This window comes from Streptomyces niphimycinicus (assembly GCF_018883605.1).
GTDB classification, from domain to species: Bacteria; Actinomycetota; Actinomycetes; order Streptomycetales; family Streptomycetaceae; genus Streptomyces; species Streptomyces niphimycinicus.
Genome location: NZ_JAHLEM010000215.1, coordinates 1 through 20,863, shown reverse-complemented (window position 1 = coordinate 20,863; position 20,863 = coordinate 1). Strand labels below are relative to the sequence as shown.

Annotated in this window: 23 protein-coding genes; 7 read left to right on the top strand and 16 right to left on the bottom strand. The window is 71.8% G+C overall.

The genetic code is table 11. The features are described 5' to 3' along the window. From KN815_RS20090 to KN815_RS20075, 4 genes are all read left to right on the top strand, one after another. Positions 1-486 (top strand): amino acid ABC transporter ATP-binding protein (locus KN815_RS20090; RefSeq protein WP_216343324.1); only part of this gene is annotated, 486 nt, incomplete at its 5' end. Continuing rightward, positions 483-1,736, top strand: a complete 1,254-nt coding sequence (locus KN815_RS20085) for a dipeptidase (RefSeq protein ID WP_216343323.1) — start codon at positions 483-485, stop codon at positions 1,734-1,736. The genes KN815_RS20090 and KN815_RS20085, both read left to right, overlap by 4 nt. Before the next feature lie 53 nt (positions 1,737-1,789). Beyond that, positions 1,790-2,734: a transporter substrate-binding domain-containing protein gene (locus KN815_RS20080; protein ID WP_216343322.1), complete on the top strand. Its 945-nt coding sequence runs from the start codon at positions 1,790-1,792 to the stop codon at positions 2,732-2,734. An 8-nt stretch (positions 2,735-2,742) separates the two neighbouring features. Beyond that, entirely contained in the window at positions 2,743-4,644 is a 1,902-nt protein-coding gene (locus KN815_RS20075; RefSeq protein WP_253209109.1) for a CocE/NonD family hydrolase, read from the top strand. A gap of 21 nt (positions 4,645-4,665) precedes the next feature. On the opposite strand, the gene KN815_RS20070 is transcribed toward KN815_RS20075, so the two are convergent. From KN815_RS20070 to KN815_RS20005, 14 genes are all read right to left on the bottom strand, one after another. After that, on the bottom strand, positions 4,666-5,757 hold the full coding sequence (locus KN815_RS20070) for a helix-turn-helix domain-containing protein (RefSeq protein ID WP_216343321.1): 1,092 nt from the start codon (positions 5,755-5,757) through the stop codon (positions 4,666-4,668). A gap of 131 nt (positions 5,758-5,888) precedes the next feature. Then, on the bottom strand, positions 5,889-6,188 hold the full coding sequence (locus KN815_RS20065; protein WP_216343320.1) for a gas vesicle protein K: 300 nt from the start codon (positions 6,186-6,188) through the stop codon (positions 5,889-5,891). After that, on the bottom strand, positions 6,185-6,400 hold the full coding sequence (locus KN815_RS20060) for a gas vesicle protein (RefSeq protein WP_216343319.1): 216 nt from the start codon (positions 6,398-6,400) through the stop codon (positions 6,185-6,187). Before KN815_RS20060 ends, KN815_RS20065 begins: the two co-directional genes overlap by 4 nt. Continuing rightward, the gene (locus tag KN815_RS20055) at positions 6,397-7,242 is read right to left on the bottom strand and encodes a GvpL/GvpF family gas vesicle protein (protein WP_216343318.1); all 846 of its coding nucleotides are present in this window, start codon (positions 7,240-7,242) and stop codon (positions 6,397-6,399) included. The genes KN815_RS20060 and KN815_RS20055 overlap by 4 nt, the downstream gene beginning before the upstream one ends. Continuing rightward, the gene (locus KN815_RS20050) at positions 7,239-7,619 is read right to left on the bottom strand and encodes a gas vesicle protein (protein WP_253209108.1); all 381 of its coding nucleotides are present in this window, start codon (positions 7,617-7,619) and stop codon (positions 7,239-7,241) included. The genes KN815_RS20055 and KN815_RS20050 overlap by 4 nt, the downstream gene beginning before the upstream one ends. After that, a complete protein-coding gene (gvpO, locus tag KN815_RS20045) occupies positions 7,616-8,071 on the bottom strand; it encodes a gas vesicle protein GvpO (RefSeq protein WP_216343317.1) in 456 nt (151 codons plus the stop codon). Before gvpO ends, KN815_RS20050 begins: the two co-directional genes overlap by 4 nt. Before the next feature lie 3 nt (positions 8,072-8,074). After that, positions 8,075-8,326: a gas vesicle protein GvpG gene (locus KN815_RS20040; RefSeq protein WP_216343316.1), complete on the bottom strand. Its 252-nt coding sequence runs from the start codon at positions 8,324-8,326 to the stop codon at positions 8,075-8,077. A 2-nt stretch (positions 8,327-8,328) separates the two neighbouring features. Next, complete coding sequence (locus KN815_RS20035; RefSeq protein ID WP_253209107.1) at positions 8,329-9,126, bottom strand: GvpL/GvpF family gas vesicle protein; 798 nt, start codon at positions 9,124-9,126, stop codon at positions 8,329-8,331. Continuing rightward, positions 9,126-9,569, bottom strand: a complete 444-nt coding sequence (gene gvpJ / locus KN815_RS20030; RefSeq protein WP_216343315.1) for a gas vesicle protein GvpJ — start codon at positions 9,567-9,569, stop codon at positions 9,126-9,128. The genes KN815_RS20035 and gvpJ overlap by 1 nt, the downstream gene beginning before the upstream one ends. A 30-nt stretch (positions 9,570-9,599) precedes the next feature. Beyond that, complete coding sequence (locus KN815_RS20025) at positions 9,600-10,607, bottom strand: SRPBCC family protein (RefSeq protein ID WP_216343314.1); 1,008 nt, start codon at positions 10,605-10,607, stop codon at positions 9,600-9,602. Between the two features lie 5 nt (positions 10,608-10,612). Then, positions 10,613-11,074, bottom strand: coding sequence for a hypothetical protein (locus KN815_RS20020; RefSeq protein ID WP_216343313.1), 462 nt, complete (start codon positions 11,072-11,074; stop codon positions 10,613-10,615). A gap of 85 nt (positions 11,075-11,159) precedes the next feature. Further along, a complete protein-coding gene (locus tag KN815_RS20015; RefSeq protein ID WP_216343312.1) occupies positions 11,160-11,321 on the bottom strand; it encodes a hypothetical protein in 162 nt (53 codons plus the stop codon). Between the two features lie 138 nt (positions 11,322-11,459). Beyond that, positions 11,460-12,977 carry a glycerol kinase GlpK gene (glpK, locus tag KN815_RS20010; RefSeq protein WP_216343311.1) on the bottom strand — a complete coding sequence of 506 codons (1,518 nt, stop codon included), beginning with the start codon at positions 12,975-12,977 and terminating at the stop codon, positions 11,460-11,462. A 38-nt stretch (positions 12,978-13,015) separates the two neighbouring features. Then, positions 13,016-13,870: an MIP/aquaporin family protein gene (locus tag KN815_RS20005; RefSeq protein ID WP_216343310.1), complete on the bottom strand. Its 855-nt coding sequence runs from the start codon at positions 13,868-13,870 to the stop codon at positions 13,016-13,018. A 269-nt stretch (positions 13,871-14,139) separates the two neighbouring features. Between KN815_RS20005 and KN815_RS20000 the strand changes: the two genes are divergently transcribed. Continuing rightward, positions 14,140-15,411, top strand: a complete 1,272-nt coding sequence (locus KN815_RS20000) for an FAD-binding protein (protein WP_216343309.1) — start codon at positions 14,140-14,142, stop codon at positions 15,409-15,411. An 81-nt stretch (positions 15,412-15,492) separates the two neighbouring features. On the opposite strand, the gene KN815_RS19995 is transcribed toward KN815_RS20000, so the two are convergent. Together KN815_RS19995 and KN815_RS19990 are read right to left on the bottom strand one after the other, a co-directional pair. After that, positions 15,493-17,982: a phosphoketolase family protein gene (locus KN815_RS19995; protein WP_216343308.1), complete on the bottom strand. Its 2,490-nt coding sequence runs from the start codon at positions 17,980-17,982 to the stop codon at positions 15,493-15,495. A gap of 176 nt (positions 17,983-18,158) precedes the next feature. After that, positions 18,159-19,046 carry a universal stress protein gene (locus KN815_RS19990; RefSeq protein WP_253209106.1) on the bottom strand — a complete coding sequence of 296 codons (888 nt, stop codon included), beginning with the start codon at positions 19,044-19,046 and terminating at the stop codon, positions 18,159-18,161. Positions 19,047-19,260: 214 nt separating this feature from the next. Between KN815_RS19990 and KN815_RS19985 the strand changes: the two genes are divergently transcribed. Together KN815_RS19985 and KN815_RS19980 are read left to right on the top strand one after the other, a co-directional pair. Beyond that, positions 19,261-19,863, top strand: a complete 603-nt coding sequence (locus tag KN815_RS19985) for a CBS domain-containing protein (RefSeq protein ID WP_014056807.1) — start codon at positions 19,261-19,263, stop codon at positions 19,861-19,863. After that, positions 19,860-20,762, top strand: coding sequence for a universal stress protein (locus KN815_RS19980; RefSeq protein ID WP_216343306.1), 903 nt, complete (start codon positions 19,860-19,862; stop codon positions 20,760-20,762). The genes KN815_RS19985 and KN815_RS19980 overlap by 4 nt, the downstream gene beginning before the upstream one ends. Positions 20,763-20,863: the final 101 nt, after the last annotated feature.

Genomic DNA, 20,863 nt, shown 5'->3' with positions numbered 1-20,863 from the left:
ATGGTGTTCCAGAGCTTCAATCTGTTCCCGCATCTGACCGCCCGCGAGAACATCGTGGAGGCCCCGCGCCGGGTGCTCGGGCTCTCCAAGTCCCAAGCCGACAAGCGGGCCGTGGAGCTGATGACCCGGGTCGGGCTCGCCCACAAGCTGGACAGCTTCCCGGACAAGCTCTCCGGCGGCCAGCAGCAGCGGGTGGCCATCGCCCGCGCCCTGGCAATGCGCCCCAAGGTGATGCTCTTCGACGAGCCGACCTCCGCCCTCGACCCCGAGATGGTGCAGGAGGTGCTCAGCGTCATCAGGGATCTGGCCCGCGAGGGCATGACACTGGTCGTCGTCACCCATGAGATGCGCTTCGCCGCCGATATCGCTGACCGGATCGTTTTCATGGACGACGGCCGGATCGTCGAAGAAGGTGCCCCTGACCAGTTGCTGCGCACTCCCTCACACGACCGCACCCGTACGTTCCTGTCGAAGGTCAGCCCATGAGCGCCGAACTACCCCTGCCCGCCAAGACCGTCCGGCGCCTGGAGCTGTGGGACTCCTACCGCTCCTACCAGTACCTGGAGGCCGGGGAGGACTTCCGCGCCTTCGAGCTGGCGCCCGCGCTCGGCCGGGTCCCCGGGTCCGCGCTGGAGTGGAGCGAGGAGGTCGAGGTCCGTGCGCGGGACTTCGAGGAGCGCCATCCGGTGATCTCCGCGCATGACCATCTCTCGCTGCGCCCCGCGGATCCGGGCGACTTCGCCGACTACCGCCGCCAGGGCCGCGAGTCGATCCCCTACGAGGGCATCGCCCACTCGGGGGTCGACCTGTTCTTCGACGGCGGCCCGGCCGCGGTGAGCATGATCCGCTCACATGCCCCCTGGGACTGGGACGACGCGGTCGGCGATCTGGCCATGCGCCAGGCGGACCTCGCCCATCAGCGGCTGGTGGCGCCCGTCCGTACGCTCGAGGAGGCCGACCGGGCGCGGGCCGGCGATCAGGTGGGGGTGGTGCTGACCCTGGAGTCCGCCTCCCCCATCGGCAATGACATCGACCGGCTCGATCTGCTCTACGGTCTGGGCGTCCGCCTGCTCGGCCTGGTCTACAGCGAGAGCAATCAGCTCGGTTCGGGGCTCGCCGACACCGGTGACACCGGTCTGACCCTGCTCGGCCGCCGGGCGCTGCGCCGGATGAACGACCTCGGGATCATCGTCGATGTCTCGCACAGCGGGGACGCGACGGCCCTGGACGCCGTGCGCCGCTCCTCGGCGCCCGTGGTGATCACCCATGCCGGGTCCCGGGCGCTGTGGCCCACCCCGCGGATGAAGCCGGACGATGTGATCCGGGCCTGCGCCGGGTCCGGCGGGTTCATCGGCGTCGAGGCGGCGCCGCATACGACCATCACCGCCCAGCACCCCCGGCACAGCCTGGACTCGGTGATGGAGCACATCGAGCGCTGTATCGATCTGGTCGGCATCGACCATGTGGCCTTCGGCCCGGACACCAACTTCGGCGATCACACCGCCTGGCACCGGACGTTCGCCCCGCTCTTCGGCAAGGACGACGCGCACGACGGCAAGGGCCCCGAACTGCCGCCGCACGAGGAGGTCGCGTATGTACGCGGCTGCGAGAACCCCGCGGAGGCCGTCGGCAACATGATCCGGTGGCTGTTCGAGCGGGGCTACTCCGAACCGGACGTGGCCAAGCTGGCCGGGGGCAACGTACGGCGCGTCGCCGAGACCGTCTGGGGCCGCTGACCGGTCCCGTTCTTCCGCATCCGCCACCCCCCACCTCCCGGAATGGAGCACCCGTGCGCAACCGTCCCCGTGTCGCCGCATGCGCCCTGCTGGCCTCCCTGACCCTCACCCTGTCCGCCTGTTCGGTGGACGACACTCCCGGCGACGGCAAGGCCAAGGGGAGCCATCCGGCGGCCACGCTCGCCCCCGAGCCCAAGGACAGCGCGCTGGCGGCCGAGGTGCCCGAGGAGTACACCAAGAAGACACTGATCATGGGTGTCAGCGAGTACGCGCCGTATGTCACCTTCGAGTCCGACGGGAAGATCACCGGGCTGGTCCCCGAACTGGCCGCGCAGCTCTCCTCGTTGCTCGATGTGAAGATCAAGGTGGAGCGGACCAACTTCGACGCGGTGATCCCGGGGCTGAAGTCCGGCCGGATCGACCTCAGCGCGCCCTCCGGCGACTTCATCGAGCGTCAGAAGGAGGTCGACTTCGCCGACTTCGCGCAGAGCAGTGTGACGCTGTTGGTACTCAAGGACGGCTCCTTCCGCCCGGGGACCGGTCTCGAGGTCTGCGGGCACAAGGTCGGCGTCGAGAAGGGCGCCGGAACGCAGAACGTGCTCGCCGCGCAGAACAAGCGGTGTGCCGCCAAGGGCAAGCCGTCGGTGGACGCGAAGCTCTACACCGATCTGCCCGCCGCCTCGCTGGCGCTCCAGAGCAAGCGCGTGGACGCGGTGGCCGCGCCCAGCGCCTCCAACACCTCGGTCAGCCAGAACGCGCGGGACCGCTTCGAGACGCTCGAAGTCAAGGACATGATGGACCTGCCCGCCGCGTCGGCCATCTACGGCATCCAGGCCAAAAAGGGCACCGGGCTCGCCTCCGTGATCGTCAAGGGGCTTCGGAAGATGTACGAATCGGGCACCTACGCCAAGCTCTTCGGCCAGTGGGGGCTGCCGCTGTCCACGGTCACCCAGTCCCAGCTCGCCCTCAACGGCTCCAAGCAATCCCAGACCCAGTGAGATCTTCCATGGCACGAACCAGCCAGACCGAAACGAGCGGGGACAGAGAGCGGGCGGCCTGGGAGGAGCCCGCCCAACTGCTGGACGAGCGGGTATGGCGACGCACCCTGCGCGTTCCGACGCGGGACGGGATTATCCTGGCCGCCGATCTGTTCACCGCCGAGGAGCGGCCCGGACCCCGCCCGGTCATCCTCGAACGGACCCCCTACGGCCGCCGCGACCAACGCGACTCCGACCGCAGCCGCCACGACGAGCCGGTACCGACGCCGGAGGAGACCTCGGCGTTCTTCGTCCGCGCGGGGTACCACGTGGTGCGGCAGGACTGCCGGGGCCGCGGGGACTCGGACGGCACCTTCGTGAAGTATCTGGGCGAGGGGCCGGACGGCGCGGACACCATCGACTGGATCGCCGCCCAGCCCTGGTGCGACGGCCGGGTGGCCATGATGGGGGTGTCCTACTCGGCCCACGCCCAGACGGCGGCCGCGGCCGAGTCCCCCACCGGCCTGGCCGCGATGTTCATGGACTCCGGCGGCTTCGCCAGCGCCTACGAGGCCGGGATGCGGATGGGCGGCGCCTTCGAGCTCAAGCAGATCACCTGGGCCTTCCGGCACGGTGAGGAGAGCCCGGAGGCGGAGCGGGACCCGCTGGTGCGCAAGGCGTTCGCGGGGACGGATCTGCGCGACTGGTTCACCGTGCTGCCGTGGCGCACCGGTGTCTCCCCGCTGCGTCAGGTGGGGAGTTACGAGCGCTATCTGCTCGACCAGTGGCGGCATGACGCCTTCGGGGCGTACTGGCGCCAGCCGGCCATCTACGGGCGCGGCCACTACGACCGCTTCCCGGACGTGCCGAGCCTGCACATGTCGAGCTGGTACGACCCGTATGTGCGCTCCACCATCGAGAACTTCACCGCCATGGGCCGTCTCAAGCGGTCCCCGGCGTATCTGGTGATGGGCCCGTGGAAGCACGGGCTGCGCTGTGTCACCTTCGCCGGTGATGTGGACTTCGGGCCCGCCGCGACCTTCAGCGGCAATGTGGACACCTCGTATCTGTCCTTCCGGCAGCGCTGGTTCGACGCGGTGCTGGGGGGCGGCGATCCCGAGTCGATCCCGCGGGTGCGGTACTTCCTGATGGGCGGCGGGGACGGCCGGCGGGACGAGGCCGGGCGGATGCGGCACGGCGGCCGGTGGCACACCGACACCCAGTGGCCCCCGGCCGGGACCCGGGAGACGGCGTTCTACTGCCACACCTCGGGCGAGCTGAGCGCGGAGCGACCGGCCGCGACACGGGCCTGGGTGGAGTACGACTTCGACCCCAACGACCCGGTGCCGACGCTGGGCGGCCAGGTCACCTCGGGTGAGCCGGTGATGGTGGGCGGCGCCTTCGACCAGGTGCCGGACGAGCGGTTCTACGGTGCCCGCCCGCCGTATCTGCCGCTGAACTCCCGGCCCGATGTGATCTCGCTCGCCACCCCGCCGCTGGCGGAGCCGCTGGAGGTGGCCGGGCCGGTCACGGCGCGGCTGTTCATCTCCTCCTCCGCGCCGGACACCGACTTCACGGTGAAGCTGGTCGATGTGCATCCGCCGAACGAGGACTATCCGCACGGCTTCGCGATGAACCTCACCGAGGGCATCTTCCGCTGCCGCTTCCATGAGTCGTTCGAGCGCCCGGAGCCGCTGGAGCCGGGCGAGGTCTACGAGATCGAGATCCCGGCGCCGGACACGGCCAACCGCTTCGAGGCCGGGCACCGGCTGCGGGTGGACATCTCCTCCAGCGACTTCCCCCGGTTCGACGTCAATTCCAATACCGGGGTGCCGGAGGCGGTGAGCCGCCGCAAGGTGGTCGCGACCAACCGCGTCCATATGGACGCGGAGCGCCCCTCGGCCGTGCTGCTGTGGACCCGGCCGGGCTGACGGGCCGCGGTGGCCCGGCCGTCACCGCATGATGGTCGCCAGCACGTCCTGCCCCAGCCGGAGCAGGGTGCTGGTGGCCAGCCGGTGGTAGACGTACTTGCCCTCGCGCTCGGACTCGATGAGCCCGGCGTCCCTGAGCTGGCGCAGGGTGCGGGAGACCTGCGTATCGGCGAGCCCCATCCGCTGGGCCAGTTCGGAGGTGGTGATGGGCTCGCCCAGCAGATGGCGGCAGACCTCCATCCGGCCCAGGGACGCCAGTGCGGACATCCGGGCCCGCAGCTCCGCCTGGGTGAGCTGATCGGCCGTCCGGTCCTCCCGGGCGGCGAACTGGAGCACCACGGGGTGGGACTCCTCGTCCTTGACGGTCAGATGCGGCCAGACATGGACGGAGGGGAGCAGGAAGAGCGGGCGCGGGCCGATCTCGATCTCGGCGACGGCCAGCTTGTCGTAGCGCACCCGCTCCCCGCCCCGGGAGACCACCGCGGTGGGGCTGAGCCCGGCCAGCACCTCGGCCAGACCCCGCCGCCGGATGTCGCCGCGGACCCGGGCGGCGGCCGACTCCAGCCGGTCGCGGACCGTGCGCCACTCGGAGGCGAAGAACGCCTCGTGGCAGGAGTCGAGGAAGCACAGGAGCCGGCCGCGCAGCCCCTCGGGCGAGGCCACCAGATCGTGGGCCAGTTCGCCGCGCCGGATGGACCGCAGCTCGCACTGGGCCACATAGCGCTCGGCGGCCTCGGAGTCGGTGAGCAGGCCGCCGGCCGGGGGCACCGCCTCGCGGAAGCCGAGCACGCCCTGGGAGCACAGGCCCACGAACTCCTCGAGCGGCAGCCTCTCCAGATGGCGCAGCTCGTCCTCGAAGGGCTGGTCCAGCGGGAGCCCCAGTGGGAACAGCAGCCGGCAGCGGAGCCGGGCCCACAGCGGGGACAGGGCGCTCATCTCATGGGCGAGGGAGGGGGAGATCGCCGTCCCGAGCCGGTGCGTCCAGCGCTGGGCCTCGGGGTGGTGGTCGGGCTCGGCCATGATGTGCAGCACCGACATGAGCTCGGCCAGCGCCGACCGGCCGACGTACACATCGGCGGGTCGTGCGCGCTGGAGGTTGAGCGTGATCCCCACACCCGCACATTACTCGGCGGGTGCCGGGCCCGGCCGGGGTGTCTCGCGAATCCGCGCCGGACCCCCAGGTCAGGGGCCTGGGATGGCCGGGGCCGACGCCCGGGGTGACCGGGGCCCGGCCGAGGGGTGCGTCAGTCGCGGGGCAGCAGGGGGCCCAGCGGGCCCAGATCCAGGTTGAGGTCGTCCTCGGTCAGCCCGAAGTGCTCCCGCAGCTCGGCCATGTTCTGCTCCAGGGCCATCAGCGTCAGCCCGAGCTTCTCCACCTGTTCATCGCTGATGCCGCCCTGCTCGACGCGGCGCAGCGCCTGCCGCTCCATGAGCTGCCGCAGCAGCTCGACGATGGTGAGCACCAGACCGGCCAGGCTCTTGCGGACCGACTCCTCGTCCACCTCGATCCGCCGGCCGGGCCGGGGAGCGCGGTCAGCCGTCATGGCGGACCCCCTCCCTTCCTCCTCGTTCCTCCTCGTTCCTCCTCCTCGTTCTCCACCCGTACGGAGGCGATCAGGGCGCGCAGGGAGATCCGCACCAGGTCGATATCGGCGATGGTCAGGGTGATCTCCCCGGCGATCACCACGCCTCCGGCGAGCACCCGGTCGAGCAGGTCGACCAGGGCCACCTCCCTGCGCTCGATCGCGCGGGTCACGACGGCGCCTCCTCCGGCCGGGCCTCTCCTGCTTCTCCTGCCTGGCCTTCCTGGCCTTCCTGGGCTTCCCGCTTCGGCGGAGCGGTGAAGGAGTACGGCGGCCAGGGGCCGCTGACCTCCAGGGTGACGGCGGGGTAGCGCTCCCCCAGCGTGGTCACCAGGGCGGTGAACTCCTCGGTGAGGCCGTCGGGCACCAGATAGGAGTTGTTCAGCACCATCCATCCCTCGTACGCGGCCAGCGCGGTGTCCTGCGGTGGATGGGCGGCCGTCGCCACCGCCAGCGCGGCGAGGGAGGCGTGGATCTCCTCCGCCCGCTCGGTCGCCCGCAGATGCGCGGTCTCCTGGTCCTGCCGCTGGGCCCGGCGGCGCAGCAGATAGGCGGTGCCGGGGCTGTCCTCGCCGCCCGCGGGCTCGTCCGGGTCGGGCAGGAAGGACCTGGGGTCGACATACGCCTTGACGCCCCACTCGGTGCGGTCCGCCACCCGCCGCAGCGTGGCGGTGAAGTCCTCCCGGCGCTCCTGGAGCATCGCGCGGACCCGGTCGTCGTCGTGGTAGAGCGTGGCGAAGCGCAGCGGGATGACCTGACCCTGGCGGGCCGCGCCGTTGATCACCCGGTGGTGGGCGCGGGCCGTGCGCTCCAGCCACTCCAGGTCCTCCAGATGGCCGCGCAGCGCGTCCTCGTCGAACTCCTCCAGCGGTACGGAGCCCACGACGGCGGCCAGACCCGCCTGCTCCACCAGGCGCACCGGCTCGTCCGCCACGCCGGTGAGCCCCGGTGGCGGGGTGCTGTCCTCGGGGACGGCCATCACCGCGTACAGCCAGGTGGCGAGGGAATCGGTCACCGTTCCTCCTCCCGCTCCGCGCCGCGGTCCACCTCGTGCGCGCCGGGGCCCTCCTCCAGCTCGCCGACGCGCCGCCGCAGCCGCTCGTTCTCCTCCAGGACGTCCCGGGCGCCGGAGGAGAGCGTGGGGTCGTGCTCCCACCAGTCGATGCCCATCTCCTTGGCCCGGTCCACGGAGGCGACCAGCAGCCGGATCTTGATCGTCAGCAGTTCGATGTCCAGCAGATTGATCTGGATGTCACCGGCGATGACGATGCCCTTGTCGAGCACCCGCTCCAGGATGTCGGCCAGGCTGGAGGGCTCGGCGCCGCGCCGGGCCGGTTCGCGTGCGCCGCCGGTGCGCCGGACCGGCGCGTTCCAGTCGGAGCTCTGGTTCATGCCCGGTCATCCCCCCTGCCCCGGTAGTGGCGCTCGGTACGGCGGTAGGAGGCGAGTTCGCCGCTGTCGTCCAGCTCGACCTGGTACTCGGCGAGGATGTCGGTGGAGTCCGGTATCCGGCGGGTCTCGACGACCTCGATGCCGATGACCCAGCCGTCCTTCCCGCGCTCCAGGGAGGTGACGCCCTCCGCGGGCCGTCCGGTCAGCCCCTCCACATGGCGGGCCGCACTCCGCGCGGCGTCGCGGGCGTCGAGGGCGGGACGGCGGGGCCGCTCCCGCTCATGGTCCTGCTCATGCCGGTCCCGTTCCGCACGGGGCCGGGTGCGCGACCGCTCCTCACGGCTGCGCTCCTCACGGCTGCGCTCCTCGCGATGGCGCTCCTCGTGGCGGCGCTCGTCGTCGTGGCGCTCCTCGCGGTGCCCCTCCTCGCGAGGCCGTTCCTCAGGGGGCACGGCTCATACCTCCAGGCCCCCGCCGGGCGGCCCCTGGGACATCAGCCTGCGAACCAGCTCGTCCTCCTCGCGGGCCGCCTCCTCCTCGGTGAGCTCTCCGCGCTCCCGGGCCTCCGCGACCTCCTCCAGCCGCTGCTTGATCACCTCGGGGTCGTAGAGCTGCCGATGGGCCTCGTCATGGAGCCGCTCGGCGACCCAGACGACACCTCGCACCGGGGCCAGCGGCAGCGTGGCCAGGCCGGTGAACAGTCCCATGGCTATTCGTCGCCTTCCTTTCCTTCGGGTCCTTCGATCGTCGCGTCCGCCACGAAGTCGTACGGCGCCAGCGGGCCGATCAGCCGCAGCCGGACCCGGCCGTGCCAGTGCTCGGCCAGCTCCTCGGCCGCCTCCTCGAACGCCTGCCGCTTCGCGTCCTCCACCAGGAACGAGGCGTTGGCCAGCCCTTCGGCGGACGCCGCCTCCTGTGACACCGAGGCCAGTGCGTACGGCCCCAGCCGCCGGTCGAGCTCCAGCGCGTCCACGCTCCGCTTCGCGTCGATGGTGTCCAGGACGAGCCGGCCGAGCTGGATCCGCTGCTCGTACCCCTCCTCCTCCGGCAGTCCCCGCAGCTCCTCGCGGAGCCGTCTGGCCTCGGGCTGTTCGGTCACCACCTCGCGCAGGACCGCGTCCTGCTCATACCGGGCCCGCACGGTGAGCTGCGAGCGGCCGCGGAGCCGGTCGAGGCCGCGGGCGAAGTCGTCATGCCCCTCGGCCAGCAGCTCGTCGGTCACCGCCGCGGTGTCGCGCACCACGGTGCCGAAGCGGAACGGCAGCACCGGTGGGCCCTGCTCGGCCAGGCTGTCCAGCACCTTGGCATGGCTGCGCAGATCCTCGGGGGTGCCCAGCGGCTTGCCGACGGGCACCTCGCTGACCACCGCGGCCTGACCGCGGTGGCGGACCAGGGTCACCGGGGCCTCCGGATCCCCGACGGCGGGCAGGTCCTTGACCGCCTCATCGGTCCGGTCGCCCGTGACGACCCCGTAGACATAGCAGGCACGTGCGTCCTCGGCCATCATCACCGCTCGCGCTCCCTGTGGCTGGTGGAACCCCTCGTACGCCGGTGCCTCTCCCGCTCCTCGGGCTCGGGCTCCCGGTCCTCGTCGTCATCGTCGTGCAGCAGATCCGAGACCGATTCCTTGACGCCTTCCAGGGCGCCCTTGGTCTTCTTCTTGCCGCCGCCCTCCCGGAGGTCGTCCATGAGGCCGGGCAGGCCGTGGGTCTCGGTGCCGCTGCGGGCGAGGTCGAGGCGGTTGGTCGCCTCCGCGAACCGCAGATATGTGTCCACGCTGGCGACGACGATCCGGGCGTCGATGGTCACAAGCTCGATGCCCACCAGGGACACCCGCACATACACATCGATGACCAGGCCCTTGTCCAGGATCAGGTCGACCACGTCGACCAGGGCGCTGGAACTCGCCCGGTCCAGATACTGGCTCTGCTGCTGGCGTGCTACGGTCACCGCGCTCACCCGTTCCCGGGGCGGGGTCCGTCAGCGTCGCGCACGGCGCCGTACGGGCTCCTCGTCCTCGTACTCCTCCTCGTCTTCGTCCCGGGGCTCCTCGTCCTCGTATTCCTCGGGCTCCTCGGGCTCTTCCTCCTCGTCGTACTCGTCGCGCCCCTCGCCTTCCTCGCCCTCCCCCTCCTCTCGCTCGTCCCCCTCCACGATCTCGCCGTCGCGCACCACACCGCGCCAGCCCACCACCTCGTCGGGGTTGAGCAGCACCTCGCGCATGAGATGACGGCGGAAGTGCTTCAACTCCAGACGCACCCGGCGGCCCTGGGCACGCCAGAGGTTGCCGGTGCGCTCCATGAAGCCCTGCGGCCAGTACTCCAGGACGAACAGGATCCGGGTGAGCTCGGGGGCCAGCTCATGGAAGGTGATCGTGCCGTCCACATGGCCCTTGTCGGCCCGTGACGTCCAGATGATCCGCTTGTCGGGCACCTGCTCGACGATCTCTGCCCGCCACTTGCGGTGCGACCAGAAGACCTGGGCCTTCCACTCGGATTCCGTCCCGGGCTCGTCCTCGTCCTCGCTCTCCTCATCGCCCTGGTTCTGGACGTCCTCGACCTTCTTCATGTACGAGGGGAAGTTCTCCCACTCCGTCCAGAGGTTGTAGGTGAGGGAGAGGGGCGCGCCCACGTCGATCTGCTCCACGATGTTGGTGACCTTGAGCTTCTTGCCGCCCTTGCCGCCACCGTCGCCACCACCGCCGAGGCCCGGGACGAAGCTCTTGGCCTTGTCGACGACCTTTTCCTTGACCTGGTCCTTGACCTGGTCCTTGGCCGTGTCGACGACCTTGTCCTTGACCTGTTCCAGCCCGCCCTTCAGCCCGCCCTTCAGCGCGCCGCCCATCCCGGGGTTTGCTCCCAGGTGGGTGACCGATTCCAGAGCCCTTTCGCCCAGCGCCATCAGCAGGCCCTGTGCTTCCTTCACCAGGCGGTCGGTGGGCAGCTCGCCGCGCCCGCCGGTCCGTCCCTTGGGGTTTTCCTCAGCCATGGCCCTCACCTCTGGCTTCGCCGCGCGGGTCCTTCGGAACCGGTCCGCTTCCTAGCCGGTGCCGGACGGTCGGCCGGCCCGCGCTGCTGATTGCCGGTGCGTTCGCGCGGCTCGCGCTCCTCGTGGTCGTCCGGCTCCCCGTGCTCCCCGGCCGCCGGCTCCCCGCCCCCCGCGCCGCCGGCGCGCAGCACCGCGGCGCGGTGCTCCAGCCGGTCGCTCAGGGCGTCGATGCGGTTACTGGCCGCCGACATGGCCGCCTCCCGGCCCGCGGAGACCAGCCGGCTGCCGATCTCCTGTCCCAGCTTGCCGAGTTCGGAGGACTTCAGTGCCTGGGCGCCCGGTGGGCTCATACCGGAGAGCCGTTTGCCCGCGGCGAGACCGGCGAGGCCGAGGACCAGGGTCCCCCTGTGGCCGCGCCCGAAGAGATAGCCGCTGACGAAGGCCAGCGCCACCCGGGCGTTCTTCATGATCGCTCCTCCTCCCAGAGCTGAGCAAGACAGCCGTTCGGATGCATATGGACAAGTATGGTGCATTTCACCCTATTAAGTGACGTCAGGTCGCGAGCACCGGATGCGGGGCCCGGGCCAACGGGAGTTCATGCGAGACCACGAAGCCGGCCATCGCGTCGATGCCCTTGTCGGTGCCCTCGCCGCCGGTACGGTCCGGCCCGCGCCGTAGGCGGCCACACTCTCGCCCGGGGAGAGCCGTAGGCACCGCCCGTGAAACCGGGGTTGACGGTGAGACAGAAGCCGGTGTCGCCCGCGAGGCGTCCCCGGGTGTCTCGGCCACCACCGGGTACTTCCAGCGAAACGCCGTCGGACGCCCGGCGCAACCGGGTCCCGTGATCCGGGCCTACTCGACCGTGATCCAGTCCAGGGTGCGCCGGACGGCCTTCTTCCAGCCCGCGTACCCCTCCTCCCTGGCCTTCTGGTCCCACTGGGGCTCCCACCGCCTGGACTCGCTCCAGTGGGAGCGCAGCTCATCGGTGTCCCGCCAGAAACCCGTGGCCAGCCCCGCGGCGTAGGCGGCGCCCAGGGCGGTGGTCTCGGCGATGACGGGGCGGCTGACCGGTACGCCCAGCACATCGGCCTGGATCTGCATGCACAGCTCGTTGTCGGTGACCCCGCCGTCCACCCGCAGGACGTCCAGGTGGATGTCGGCGTCCCGCTCCATGGCCTCGACCACGTCCCGGCTCTGGTAGCAGATGGCCTCCAGGGTGGCCCGGGCGATATGGCCATTGGTGTTGTAGCGGGTGAGGCCGACGATCGCGCCCCGGGCGTCGGAGCGCCAGTACGGGGCGAAGAGCCCGGAGAACGCGGGCACGAAGTACACCCCGCCGTTGTCCTCGACGGTGCGGGCGAGCCGCTCGCTCCCGGGGGCGTCGTCGATCATCTTCATCTGGTCGCGCAGCCACTGGACGGCCGAGCCGGTGACGGCGATCGAGCCCTCCAGGGCGTAGACGGGAGGGCTGTCGCCGAACTGGTACGCCACGGTCGTGAGCAGCCCGCTGGTCGAGCGGATCAGCTCCGCTCCGGTGTTGAGCAGCAGGAAGTTACCGGTGCCATAGGTGTTCTTGGCCTCGCCGGGGGCGAAGCAGACCTGGCCGACCGTGGCCGCCTGCTGGTCGCCGAGGACGCCGGTGATGGGGGTGGCGGTGCGCAGCGGGCGGGAGGTGCGGGCCTTGCCGAACGCCTCGGGGTGGGAGGAGGGGTTGATCGTCGGCAGCATCGCGCGCGGAATGCCGAAGATCTCCAGCAGTTCGTCGTCCCAGTCCAGCGTCTCCAGATTCATCAGCATGGTGCGGCTGGCGTTGGTGACATCGGTGGCGTGGATGCCGGCGCCGGGGCCGCCGGTGAGGTTCCACAGCACCCAGGCGTCGGTGTTGCCGAAGAGGGCGTGGCCGCGCTCGGCGGCCTCGCGGACGCCCTCGACGTTCTCCAGAATCCATTTGATCTTGCCGCCGGAGAAATAGGTGGCGGGCGGCAGCCCCGCCTTGCGGCGGATGATCTCGCCACGGCCGTCCCGTTCGAGGGCGGCGGCGATGGTGTCGGTGCGGGTGTCCTGCCAGACGATGGCGTTGTAGTACGGGCGGCCGTTGCGCGGATCCCAGATCACCGTGGTCTCGCGCTGATTGGTGATGCCGATCGCGGCCAGGTCGGCGGGCGAGAGGCCGCCCGCGCGGAGGGCGTTCTGCATCACGGAGTTGGTGCGCTCGTAGATCTCCACCGGATCGTGCTCGACCCACCCCGCGCGCGGCAGGATCTGGCGGTGCTCCAACTGGTACCGAGCCACCTCGTCGCCGTCGTGGTTGAAGATCATGAAGCGGGTGCTGGTGGTTCCCTGGTCCACCGCACCGACGAATTCCGGCATGCTGCCGCCTCTCGTGGGTGGGGTCCGGCCCGGATCGGCTACTCGGGGGTGGGGGTGCGGCCCACCTCCGGTGTGGCCACCGGGAGGTAGCGAGTGATCAGGACCTGGTAGAGGGCGGCGCCGATCAGCCCGCCGACCAGCGGGCCCACGATCGGCACCCAGAAGTAGATGTCCCCGTACTGGTCCCGCCAGGCGCTCTCATAGCCGGTGAGGAAGCTGGCCAGCCGGGGGCCGAAGTCACGCGCCGGGTTGATGGCGTACCCCGCGTCGGCACCCCACGCCATGCCGATCGCGACCACGATCAGACCGATGATGAGCGGCCCCAGATTGGCCTTGGGGGCCGAGTTCAGCAGATCGGTGACGGCGAAGATGAGCAGCACCAGGATCGCGGTGCCGATGATCTGGTCGCGCAGCGCGCCCCATTCGCTGACCGGAAGGACGCCGTTGCCGGGGAGGGTGGAGAAGACGAACTGGGTCTTGAAGGTGTGCCCCGGGTCGGCGTGGCCCAGCGCCTCGGTGTAGTTCCAGCGCACCAGCAGCGCCCCGACGAAGGCGCCGAGCGTCTGGGCCCCCACGTAGGGCAGGACCTTGTTCCAGGGGAAGCCCTTGAAGGCCGCCAGGGAGACGGTGACCGCCGGGTTGATATGGGCCCCGCTGAGCCGCGCCGCCACATACACACCGAGGGTGACGCCCAGACCCCAGGCCCAGGCGATGGAGTCATGGGCGCCGAGACCGCCCGGGGGCTTGGTGAGCGCGCCACCGGCCACGACCTGGGCCACGACGCCGCAGCCGAAGAGGATCAGCACCATGGTGCCCGCGAACTCCGCGCAGAGCTCGCCGATCAGTGCCGACCTCGGGTGGTTCGCCTCCGGGGCAGCCTTCGGGTCAGTCATGCGCCCATCCTGGGCGCGCGGCGGCGCGGCGGCCCGTCCTGCTGGGCCGTACGGGGCATGGACGGTCTTGGATGGTCGTGGGCGGCCATGGACGGGTCGCGGAAGCGAATCGTCGACGGGCACGGACAGGAGGTCATGGACAGGTCAGAGACAGGGTCGGGGACAGGTCGGGGACGGCGAAACCCGGTCTGTACGGATCAGGGTGCGGCCCTGTACCAAGGTCAGGACACCATCACCCATCGCCCTCCAGCGGAAACAGGACGACACGGATGCCGATCACCCACGCCCCCACGAACTGGGCCGGGAACATCACCTTCTCCGCCGCCCGGCTGCACCACCCGGACACCGTCGACGAGCTGCGGCGGATCGTCCGCTCCGCCGACCAGGTGCGGGTGCTCGGCACGGGCCACTCCTTCAACCGCATCGCCGACACCGAGGGCGATCTGGTGAACCTGGACCGGCTGCCGCACCGGGTGGAGATCGACCCCGGCAAGCGCACCGCGACCATCGGGGCGGGCATGCGCTACGCCCAGGTGGCCCAGGCCCTGCACACGGAGGGCCTGGCCCTGGCCAACCTCGCCTCGCTGCCGCACATCACGGTCGCGGGAGCCTGTGCCACCGCCACGCATGGCTCGGGGAGCGCCCAGCAGTGTCTGGCGGCGGCGGTCACGGGGCTGGAGATCGTCGGCCCCGACGGCGAGTTGACCCGGATAAGCCGGGACGAGGACCGGGACCGGCTGAACGGGGCCGTGGTCGGCCTCGGCGGACTGGGCGTCGTCACCGCCATGACGCTGGACATCGAGCCCACCTACGACGTGGCCCAGTGGGTGTGGACCGGGCTTCCGCTGGACCGGCTGGACGACAGCTTCGAGGAGATCTTCGGCGCCGCCTACAGCGTCAGCGTCTTCACCGACTGGCACTCGGGCGAGGGGGTGGTGTGGCTGAAGTGCCGCACCGATCTGCCCGACCCCCCGGAGCCCGGGCAGCCGTGGCTGGGGGCCGTCCCGGCCGACCGCCACCACCATCCGGTGCCCGCGATGCCGCCGCTGCACTGCACCGAGCAGTTGGGCGCGCCGGGGCCGTGGCATGAGCGGCTGCCGCACTTCCGCCCGGACTTCACCCCCAGCAACGGCGATGAGCTCCAGTCGGAGCTGCTGCTGCCGCGCGAGTCCGCCTCGGCGGCGTTCGCCGCACTGCGCGGCCTCGGCGACCGGATCGCGCCCGTGGTGCAGGTGTCCGAGGTCCGTACGGTCGCGGCGGACGAGTTGTGGCTGAGCCCCGCGTACGGCCGGGACAGCGTCGCGTTCCACTTCACCTGGGTCCCCGACCATGACGCGGTGATCGGGGTGGTGGCCGCGATGGAGGAGGCGCTGCTGCCGCTGGGCGCGCGGCCGCACTGGGGCAAGCTGACGACGGCCGCCCCCGAGCGGATCCGCTCCTCGTACGACCGGGCCGCCGACTTCGCGCGGCTGCTGGCCGAGCACGACCCGGCGGGGAAGTTCCGCAACGCCTATCTGGACGGCTACTTCCCCACCGGGTGAGCCCGTCGATCCGAGGGGTGAGGCCGTCGGCCCGCCCGGTGAGGCCGTCGGCCCGCCGGGCGGGAGCGTCCGGGCCGGTCCTCAGCCGGTCCAGGACCATTCGGCGACCTCGGGCATATCGGTGCCGTGCTCGCGGATCCAGGCGTGGTGGCGGGTGCGGGCGTCCTGCATCCGCTGCCGTACGGCCACGGCGCGCGCCGCGAGCCCCGGGGTCCGGTCGATGACGTCCATCACCAGCCGGAAGCGGTCCATGTCGTTGCGGACCACCATGTCGAACGGTGTGGTCGTGGTGCCCATCTCCTTATAGCCGCGCACATGCAGATGCGGGTGGACGGCCCGGCGGTAGGACAGCCGGTGCACCAGCCACGGATACCCGTGGTAGGCGAAGATGACCGGCCGGTCGCGGGTGAACAGGGCGTCGAACTCATGGTCCGGCATCCCGTGCGGATGCTCCTCCTTCGGCAGCAGCCGGGTCATGTCGACGACGTTGACCACGCGCACGGCCACATCGGGCAGATGGCGGCGGAGGATCCCGGCGGCCGCGACCACCTCCTGGGTGGGCACGTCACCCGCGCCGGCCAGCACCACATCCGGCTCCCCCGCACCGTTCTCGGTTCCGGCCCAGTCCCAGGTCCCGGCGCCGCGGGCGCAGTGGGCGCGTGCCTGGTCGAGATCGAGCCAGTCGAAGCAGGGCTGTTTGCCCGCGACGACGACATTGACGTAGTCGCGGGTGCGCAGGACATGGTCGGCCACGCTGAGCAGGGTGTTGGTGTCCGGCGGCAGATAGACCCGCACCACTTCCGGGCTCTTGTTGAGCACATGGTCGACAAAACCGGGGTCCTGGTGCGAGAAGCCGTTGTGGTCCTGGCGCCATACGTGCGAGGTCAGCAGATAGTTGAGGGAGGCCACGGGGCGCCGCCACGGCAGTGAGCGGGACACCTTCAGCCATTTGATGTGCTGGTTGACCATGGAGTCGACGATGTGCACGAACGCCTCGTAACAGGAGAAGAGGCCATGCCGCCCGGTGAGCAGATAGCCCTCCAGCCAGCCCTGGCAGAGATGCTCGGAGAGGATCTCCATGACCCGGCCGCTGCGGCTGAGGTGCTCATCGGTGGGCAGGACGGCCTCCTGCCACGCCTTGCCGGTGGCGCGGAAGAGGCCCTCCAGCCGGTTGGAGGCGGTCTCGTCGGGGCCGACCACCCGGAAGTCGCGGCGGGCGGCGGTGTCCGCCATGACCCTCTCCAGCAGCCCGCCGAGGACCCGGGTCGGCTCGTGGAGGGTCGCACCGGGCTTGTCCACGGGGACCGCGTACCGCTCCAGGGCGGGCAGCGGCAGCGAGCGCAGCAGCCGCCCGCCGTTGGCGTGCGGATTGGCGCCCAGTCGGCGGTCGCCCTCCGGGACCTCGGCCAGGAGCGGCGGCCGGGGCCGCCCGTCGGCGTCGAAGAGCTCCTCGGGACGGTACGAACGCAACCAGCGCTCCAGTTGCCGCAGATGCTCCGGGTTCTCCCGGACGCCCGGCAGCGGGACCTGATGGGCGCGCCAGGTGCCCTCCACGGGGAGCCCGTCGACCGCCTCGGGCCCGGTCCAGCCCTTGGGCGTACGGAGCACGATCACCGGCCAGCGCGGCCGCCCGGCGGTGCGCTCCTGGCGGGCGGTGCGTTCCTCCCGGGCGGTGCGCTCGTCGCGGGCGGTGCGTTCCTCGCGGGCGGTGCGCTGGAGCAGGGCGATCCGGTCCAGGGCCTCGTCCAGGGCGTACGCCATGGCTCGGTGCACCGCGAGCGGTTCGTCCCCGGTGACGTGGATCGGCTCATGGCCGTAGCCGCGCAGCAGCTCGTCGAGTTCGGGCCCGGGCAGCCGGGCCAGGACCGTGGGGTTGGCGATCTTGTACCCGTTGAGATGGAGGATCGGCAGCACGGCACCGTCGTGGACGGGGTCCAGGAACTTGTTCGCGTGCCAGGAGCCGGCCAGCGGACCGGTCTCCGCCTCGCCGTCGCCGATGACGCAGGCGACCAGCAGTCCGGGGTTGTCCAGCGCGGCCCCGTAGGCGTGGGCGAGGGAATAGCCGAGCTCACCGCCCTCGTGGATCGAGCCGGGGGTCTCGGGTGCGACATGGCTGGGCACCCCGCCGGGGAAGGAGAACTGCCGGAAGAGCCGGGCCATGCCCGCCGCGTCCCGGCTGACATCCGGATAGATCTCGGAGTAGCTGCCGTCCAGCCAGGAACCGGCGAGCACCGCGGGGCCGCCGTGGCCGGGGCCCCAGACGCAGATGGCATCCAGGTCGCGGTCCTTGATGACGCGGTTCAGGTGGGTGTGGACGAGGTTGAGGCCGGGTGAGGTGCCCCAGTGGCCCAGCAGCCGGGGCTTGATGTGGTCCGGGCGCAGCGGCTCGGTCAGCAGGGGGTTGGCCAGCAGATAGATCTGGCCCGCCGCGAGGTAGTTGGCGGCGCGCCAGTGGGCGTCCAGGGCGCGGATCCGGTCGTCGCCGAGCCCGCTGTCCGGCGAGCCCGTCGAGCTTTCCGGTGAGCCGGTCGCGCTGTCCGGCGAGCCCGTCGTGGTCGGTGCGTCTGGCATGGCCCTCTCTCCCTCTCTCCCTCGTGATATCCGGTGTCCGGTGATGTCCGGTCTCCGGTGATGTCCGGTCTCCGGTGATGTGCCCTCGTGGTGTCCGGTTGCCTTGCCCAACGGTCGCGTCATCCGCCCGCCGGTCGCGCTACCCGGCGCCGCCGGTCGCGCCGCCCACCCGCCGTTCAGCCCCGCTCCGGCACGATCACCACCGGGCAGGGCGCGTGGTGCAGTGCCGCGTGGGCGACGCGGCCGAGCTCCAGCCCCACAGCGTGCCCGTGGCCGCGGCGGGCGCCGAGGACCAGCAGATCGGCGGTGGCCGCCGCGTGGAGGAGCGCCTTGCGGGCCGTTCCCTCGACCGTCTCGCGGTGGACGGTCACCTCGGGGTGGTCCCGTCCGGGGGTCCGCAGGGCGTGCTCCAGCGTCCGCTCCGCCCCTGCCCAGTGGGCACGTACCGGGTCCCCTTCCAGCAGCAGTTCATCCGTCACCTCACCGGCCGGGGCGCGCCAGGCGCGTACGGCTTCCAGGGTGCGGCCGCTCACCTCGGCCTCGCGGAAGGCGAACCGGGTCGCGGCCGAGGGGCCGGCCGTCTCGCCCACGCCGAGCACGATCCGGCCGAAGGCGCCGCGCCGGTTGGGCTCGCCGCCACGTACGACGGTGACCGGGCACGAGGCACGGGCGGCGACCGCGAGGCTGACCGAGCCGAGCAGCAGCGCGGCGAGTTCGCCGCGGCCGCGGGAGCCGGTGACCAGGCCCGAGGCGTCCCGGCCGGCGCGCAGCAGCGCGGCGACCGGGTCCTCCGGCAGGACCTCGGCGCAGACCTTCACCTCGGGTCCGCACCGGCGGGCGCGCTCCGCGGCGGAGGTGGCGATCTCCTCGTCCCGGATCAGCTCCCAGGGGCGCGCCGGGTCGGCGGCGGGGGCGGTGCCCTCGTACCGCTCCCACAGCGAGGCGTGGATCAGCCGCAGCGGCACCCCGTGCCGGGCCGCCGCGGCCACCGCCCAGTCCACGGCCTGAAGGCTGTAGTGCGAGCCGTCGACGCCCACGACGAGGGGGAGGTCCGCCGTCTCCACCGTTTCCACCACCTTCCGCGCGGCGGCCGCACTGTGCCGACGCCTCTTCACCCTCGCGGCCGTGCGGGATCCGGCGCGAGGGGCGTTTCGGCCCCACCGGGGGTCGTTCGGCCCAGGGTGCCCATGCGGGCCGAACGGTCCGCATCGGACCCCGGGCAGCCCAAGAGGGCGAGCGGGGCGCCGTCCGACGCTGGGACCGACCGGGGAGGCACGGATGAAGCACCGCAAGATCGGCAACGTGATGACCGACGACGTCGTCCGGGTGAGTTCCATGACCTCGTTCGACGAGGTCGGTGCGCTGCTCTCCCGGCACCGCTTCAACGGGCTGCCCGTGGTGGACGACGACGACAAGGTGGTCGGCATGATCACTGGGACCGATCTCAGCGAGCCCGCCCCGACGGCCGGGCAACTGATGTCGCGCCCCGCGGTCACCGTGCGCCCCCAGGACAGCATCGTGGACGCGGCCCGCGCGATGGACCGCCATCGCGTCGAGCGGCTCCCCGTCGTCGACGAGGAGGAGCGGCTGATCGGCATCGTCACCCGCCGGGATCTGCTGCGGGTCTTCCTGCGCCCGGACGACGAGATCCGTGCCGAGGTGATCGACGAGGTGCTGGTCCGCTCGCTGTGGCTGGGCCCGCAGTCCGTCGCCGTCACCGTGACCGACGGGATCGTACGGCTGGAGGGGCAACTGGACCGGCACAGCGAGATCCCCATCGCGGTCCGGATGACCGGACAGGTGGACGGCGTGGTGGCCGTGGTCGACCGGCTCACCTATCTGATCGACGACTCCGCCGGCCGGGGAGGTGCGCGGCGATGACCCACCCGGCCAAGCCGGTGCGGGACGGCCGGGTGGTGGTGGGCCTGGACGGCTCGGACAGCGCCTGGGCCGCGCTGGACGGGGCGGTCGCCGAGGCGCGGCGCCGTCACGCCACGCTGGAGATCGTGCACGCCTGGCCGTGGGCGCGGACCGACCCGCTCGCCTTCGACCCGGACAGCGAACCCCGGCGACCCGCGGTGGAGATCGCCAGGACCGTGCTGCGGCTGGCCGTGTCGCGGGCCCAGGAGCAGGATCCGGAGCTGCGGATCGTGCCCACCCTGACGGCGCAGGACGCGGTGCCCGAACTGCTGCGGATCGGCGGGGACGCCGCGCTGATCGTCATCGGCACCCGGGGGCTCGGCGGTTTCACCGGACTGCTGCTCGGCTCGGTCGGGCTGCGGCTGGCCGCCCACACCCGGCGCCCGCTGCTGGTGGTACGCGGCGGGCCGACGACGAAGTACGGGCCCGAGAGCCACGGCAAGGTGCTGGTCGGGGTGGAGAGCGGCGCGGACGCGGCGGCGGCCCGGTTCGCCTTCGAGGAGGCGAAGCGGCGCCGCGCCCGGCTGCGGGTGCTCTACGCCTGGCCGCGGCCCCGGGTGTTCGCGGGCGAGCACGCGCTGCCCGCACGCGAGGTGGTGGCGCTGCGCGCCGAGCGGGAACAGACGGTGGCCTACGGCATGGTGGCCGGCCTGCGCGAGGAGTTCGGGCAGATCCGGGTACGCGAGCACACCACCCACACCGCCCCCGCCCAGGCCCTGGTGGAGGCGTCCCGAGCGGCGGACGTCCTGGTACTCGCCGTCCACCGGCGCACCCCCCGCCTCGGCATGCAACTGGGCCCGGTCACCCACGCGGCCCTCCACCATGCGCACTGCCCGGTGGTGCTGGTGCCGGTGGAGTAGCTCGAGGGCCGGGACGGCCTGGGGGCCCCGGCCGGGCCCCCAGGGACTCCCAGCCGGGTGACGAGGCCGGGTGCGCGCGCGGGGTGGCGCGCCGGGCGACG

Excerpts from the sequence above, each read along its gene's own strand:
- KN815_RS20005 (WP_216343310.1), bottom strand. The coding sequence starts at position 13,870 with ATGACTGACCCGAAGGCTGCCCCGGAGGCGAACCACCCGAGGTCGGCA.
- glpK (WP_216343311.1), bottom strand. The coding sequence starts at position 12,977 with ATGCCGGAATTCGTCGGTGCGGTGGACCAGGGAACCACCAGCACCCGC.
- KN815_RS19980 (WP_216343306.1), top strand. The coding sequence starts at position 19,860 with ATGACCCACCCGGCCAAGCCGGTGCGGGACGGCCGGGTGGTGGTGGGC.
- KN815_RS20075 (WP_253209109.1), top strand. The coding sequence starts at position 2,743 with ATGGCACGAACCAGCCAGACCGAAACGAGCGGGGACAGAGAGCGGGCG.
- KN815_RS20035 (WP_253209107.1), bottom strand. The coding sequence starts at position 9,126 with ATGATGGCCGAGGACGCACGTGCCTGCTATGTCTACGGGGTCGTCACG.
- KN815_RS19995 (WP_216343308.1), bottom strand. The coding sequence starts at position 17,982 with ATGCCAGACGCACCGACCACGACGGGCTCGCCGGACAGCGCGACCGGC.
- KN815_RS19985 (WP_014056807.1), top strand. The coding sequence starts at position 19,261 with ATGAAGCACCGCAAGATCGGCAACGTGATGACCGACGACGTCGTCCGG.
- KN815_RS20065 (WP_216343320.1), bottom strand. The coding sequence starts at position 6,188 with ATGACGGCTGACCGCGCTCCCCGGCCCGGCCGGCGGATCGAGGTGGAC.
- KN815_RS20050 (WP_253209108.1), bottom strand. The coding sequence starts at position 7,619 with ATGAACCAGAGCTCCGACTGGAACGCGCCGGTCCGGCGCACCGGCGGC.
- KN815_RS20085 (WP_216343323.1), top strand. The coding sequence starts at position 483 with ATGAGCGCCGAACTACCCCTGCCCGCCAAGACCGTCCGGCGCCTGGAG.
- KN815_RS20040 (WP_216343316.1), bottom strand. The coding sequence starts at position 8,326 with ATGGGACTGTTCACCGGCCTGGCCACGCTGCCGCTGGCCCCGGTGCGA.
- KN815_RS20000 (WP_216343309.1), top strand. The coding sequence starts at position 14,140 with ATGCCGATCACCCACGCCCCCACGAACTGGGCCGGGAACATCACCTTC.
- KN815_RS20025 (WP_216343314.1), bottom strand. The coding sequence starts at position 10,607 with ATGGCTGAGGAAAACCCCAAGGGACGGACCGGCGGGCGCGGCGAGCTG.
- KN815_RS20020 (WP_216343313.1), bottom strand. The coding sequence starts at position 11,074 with ATGAAGAACGCCCGGGTGGCGCTGGCCTTCGTCAGCGGCTATCTCTTC.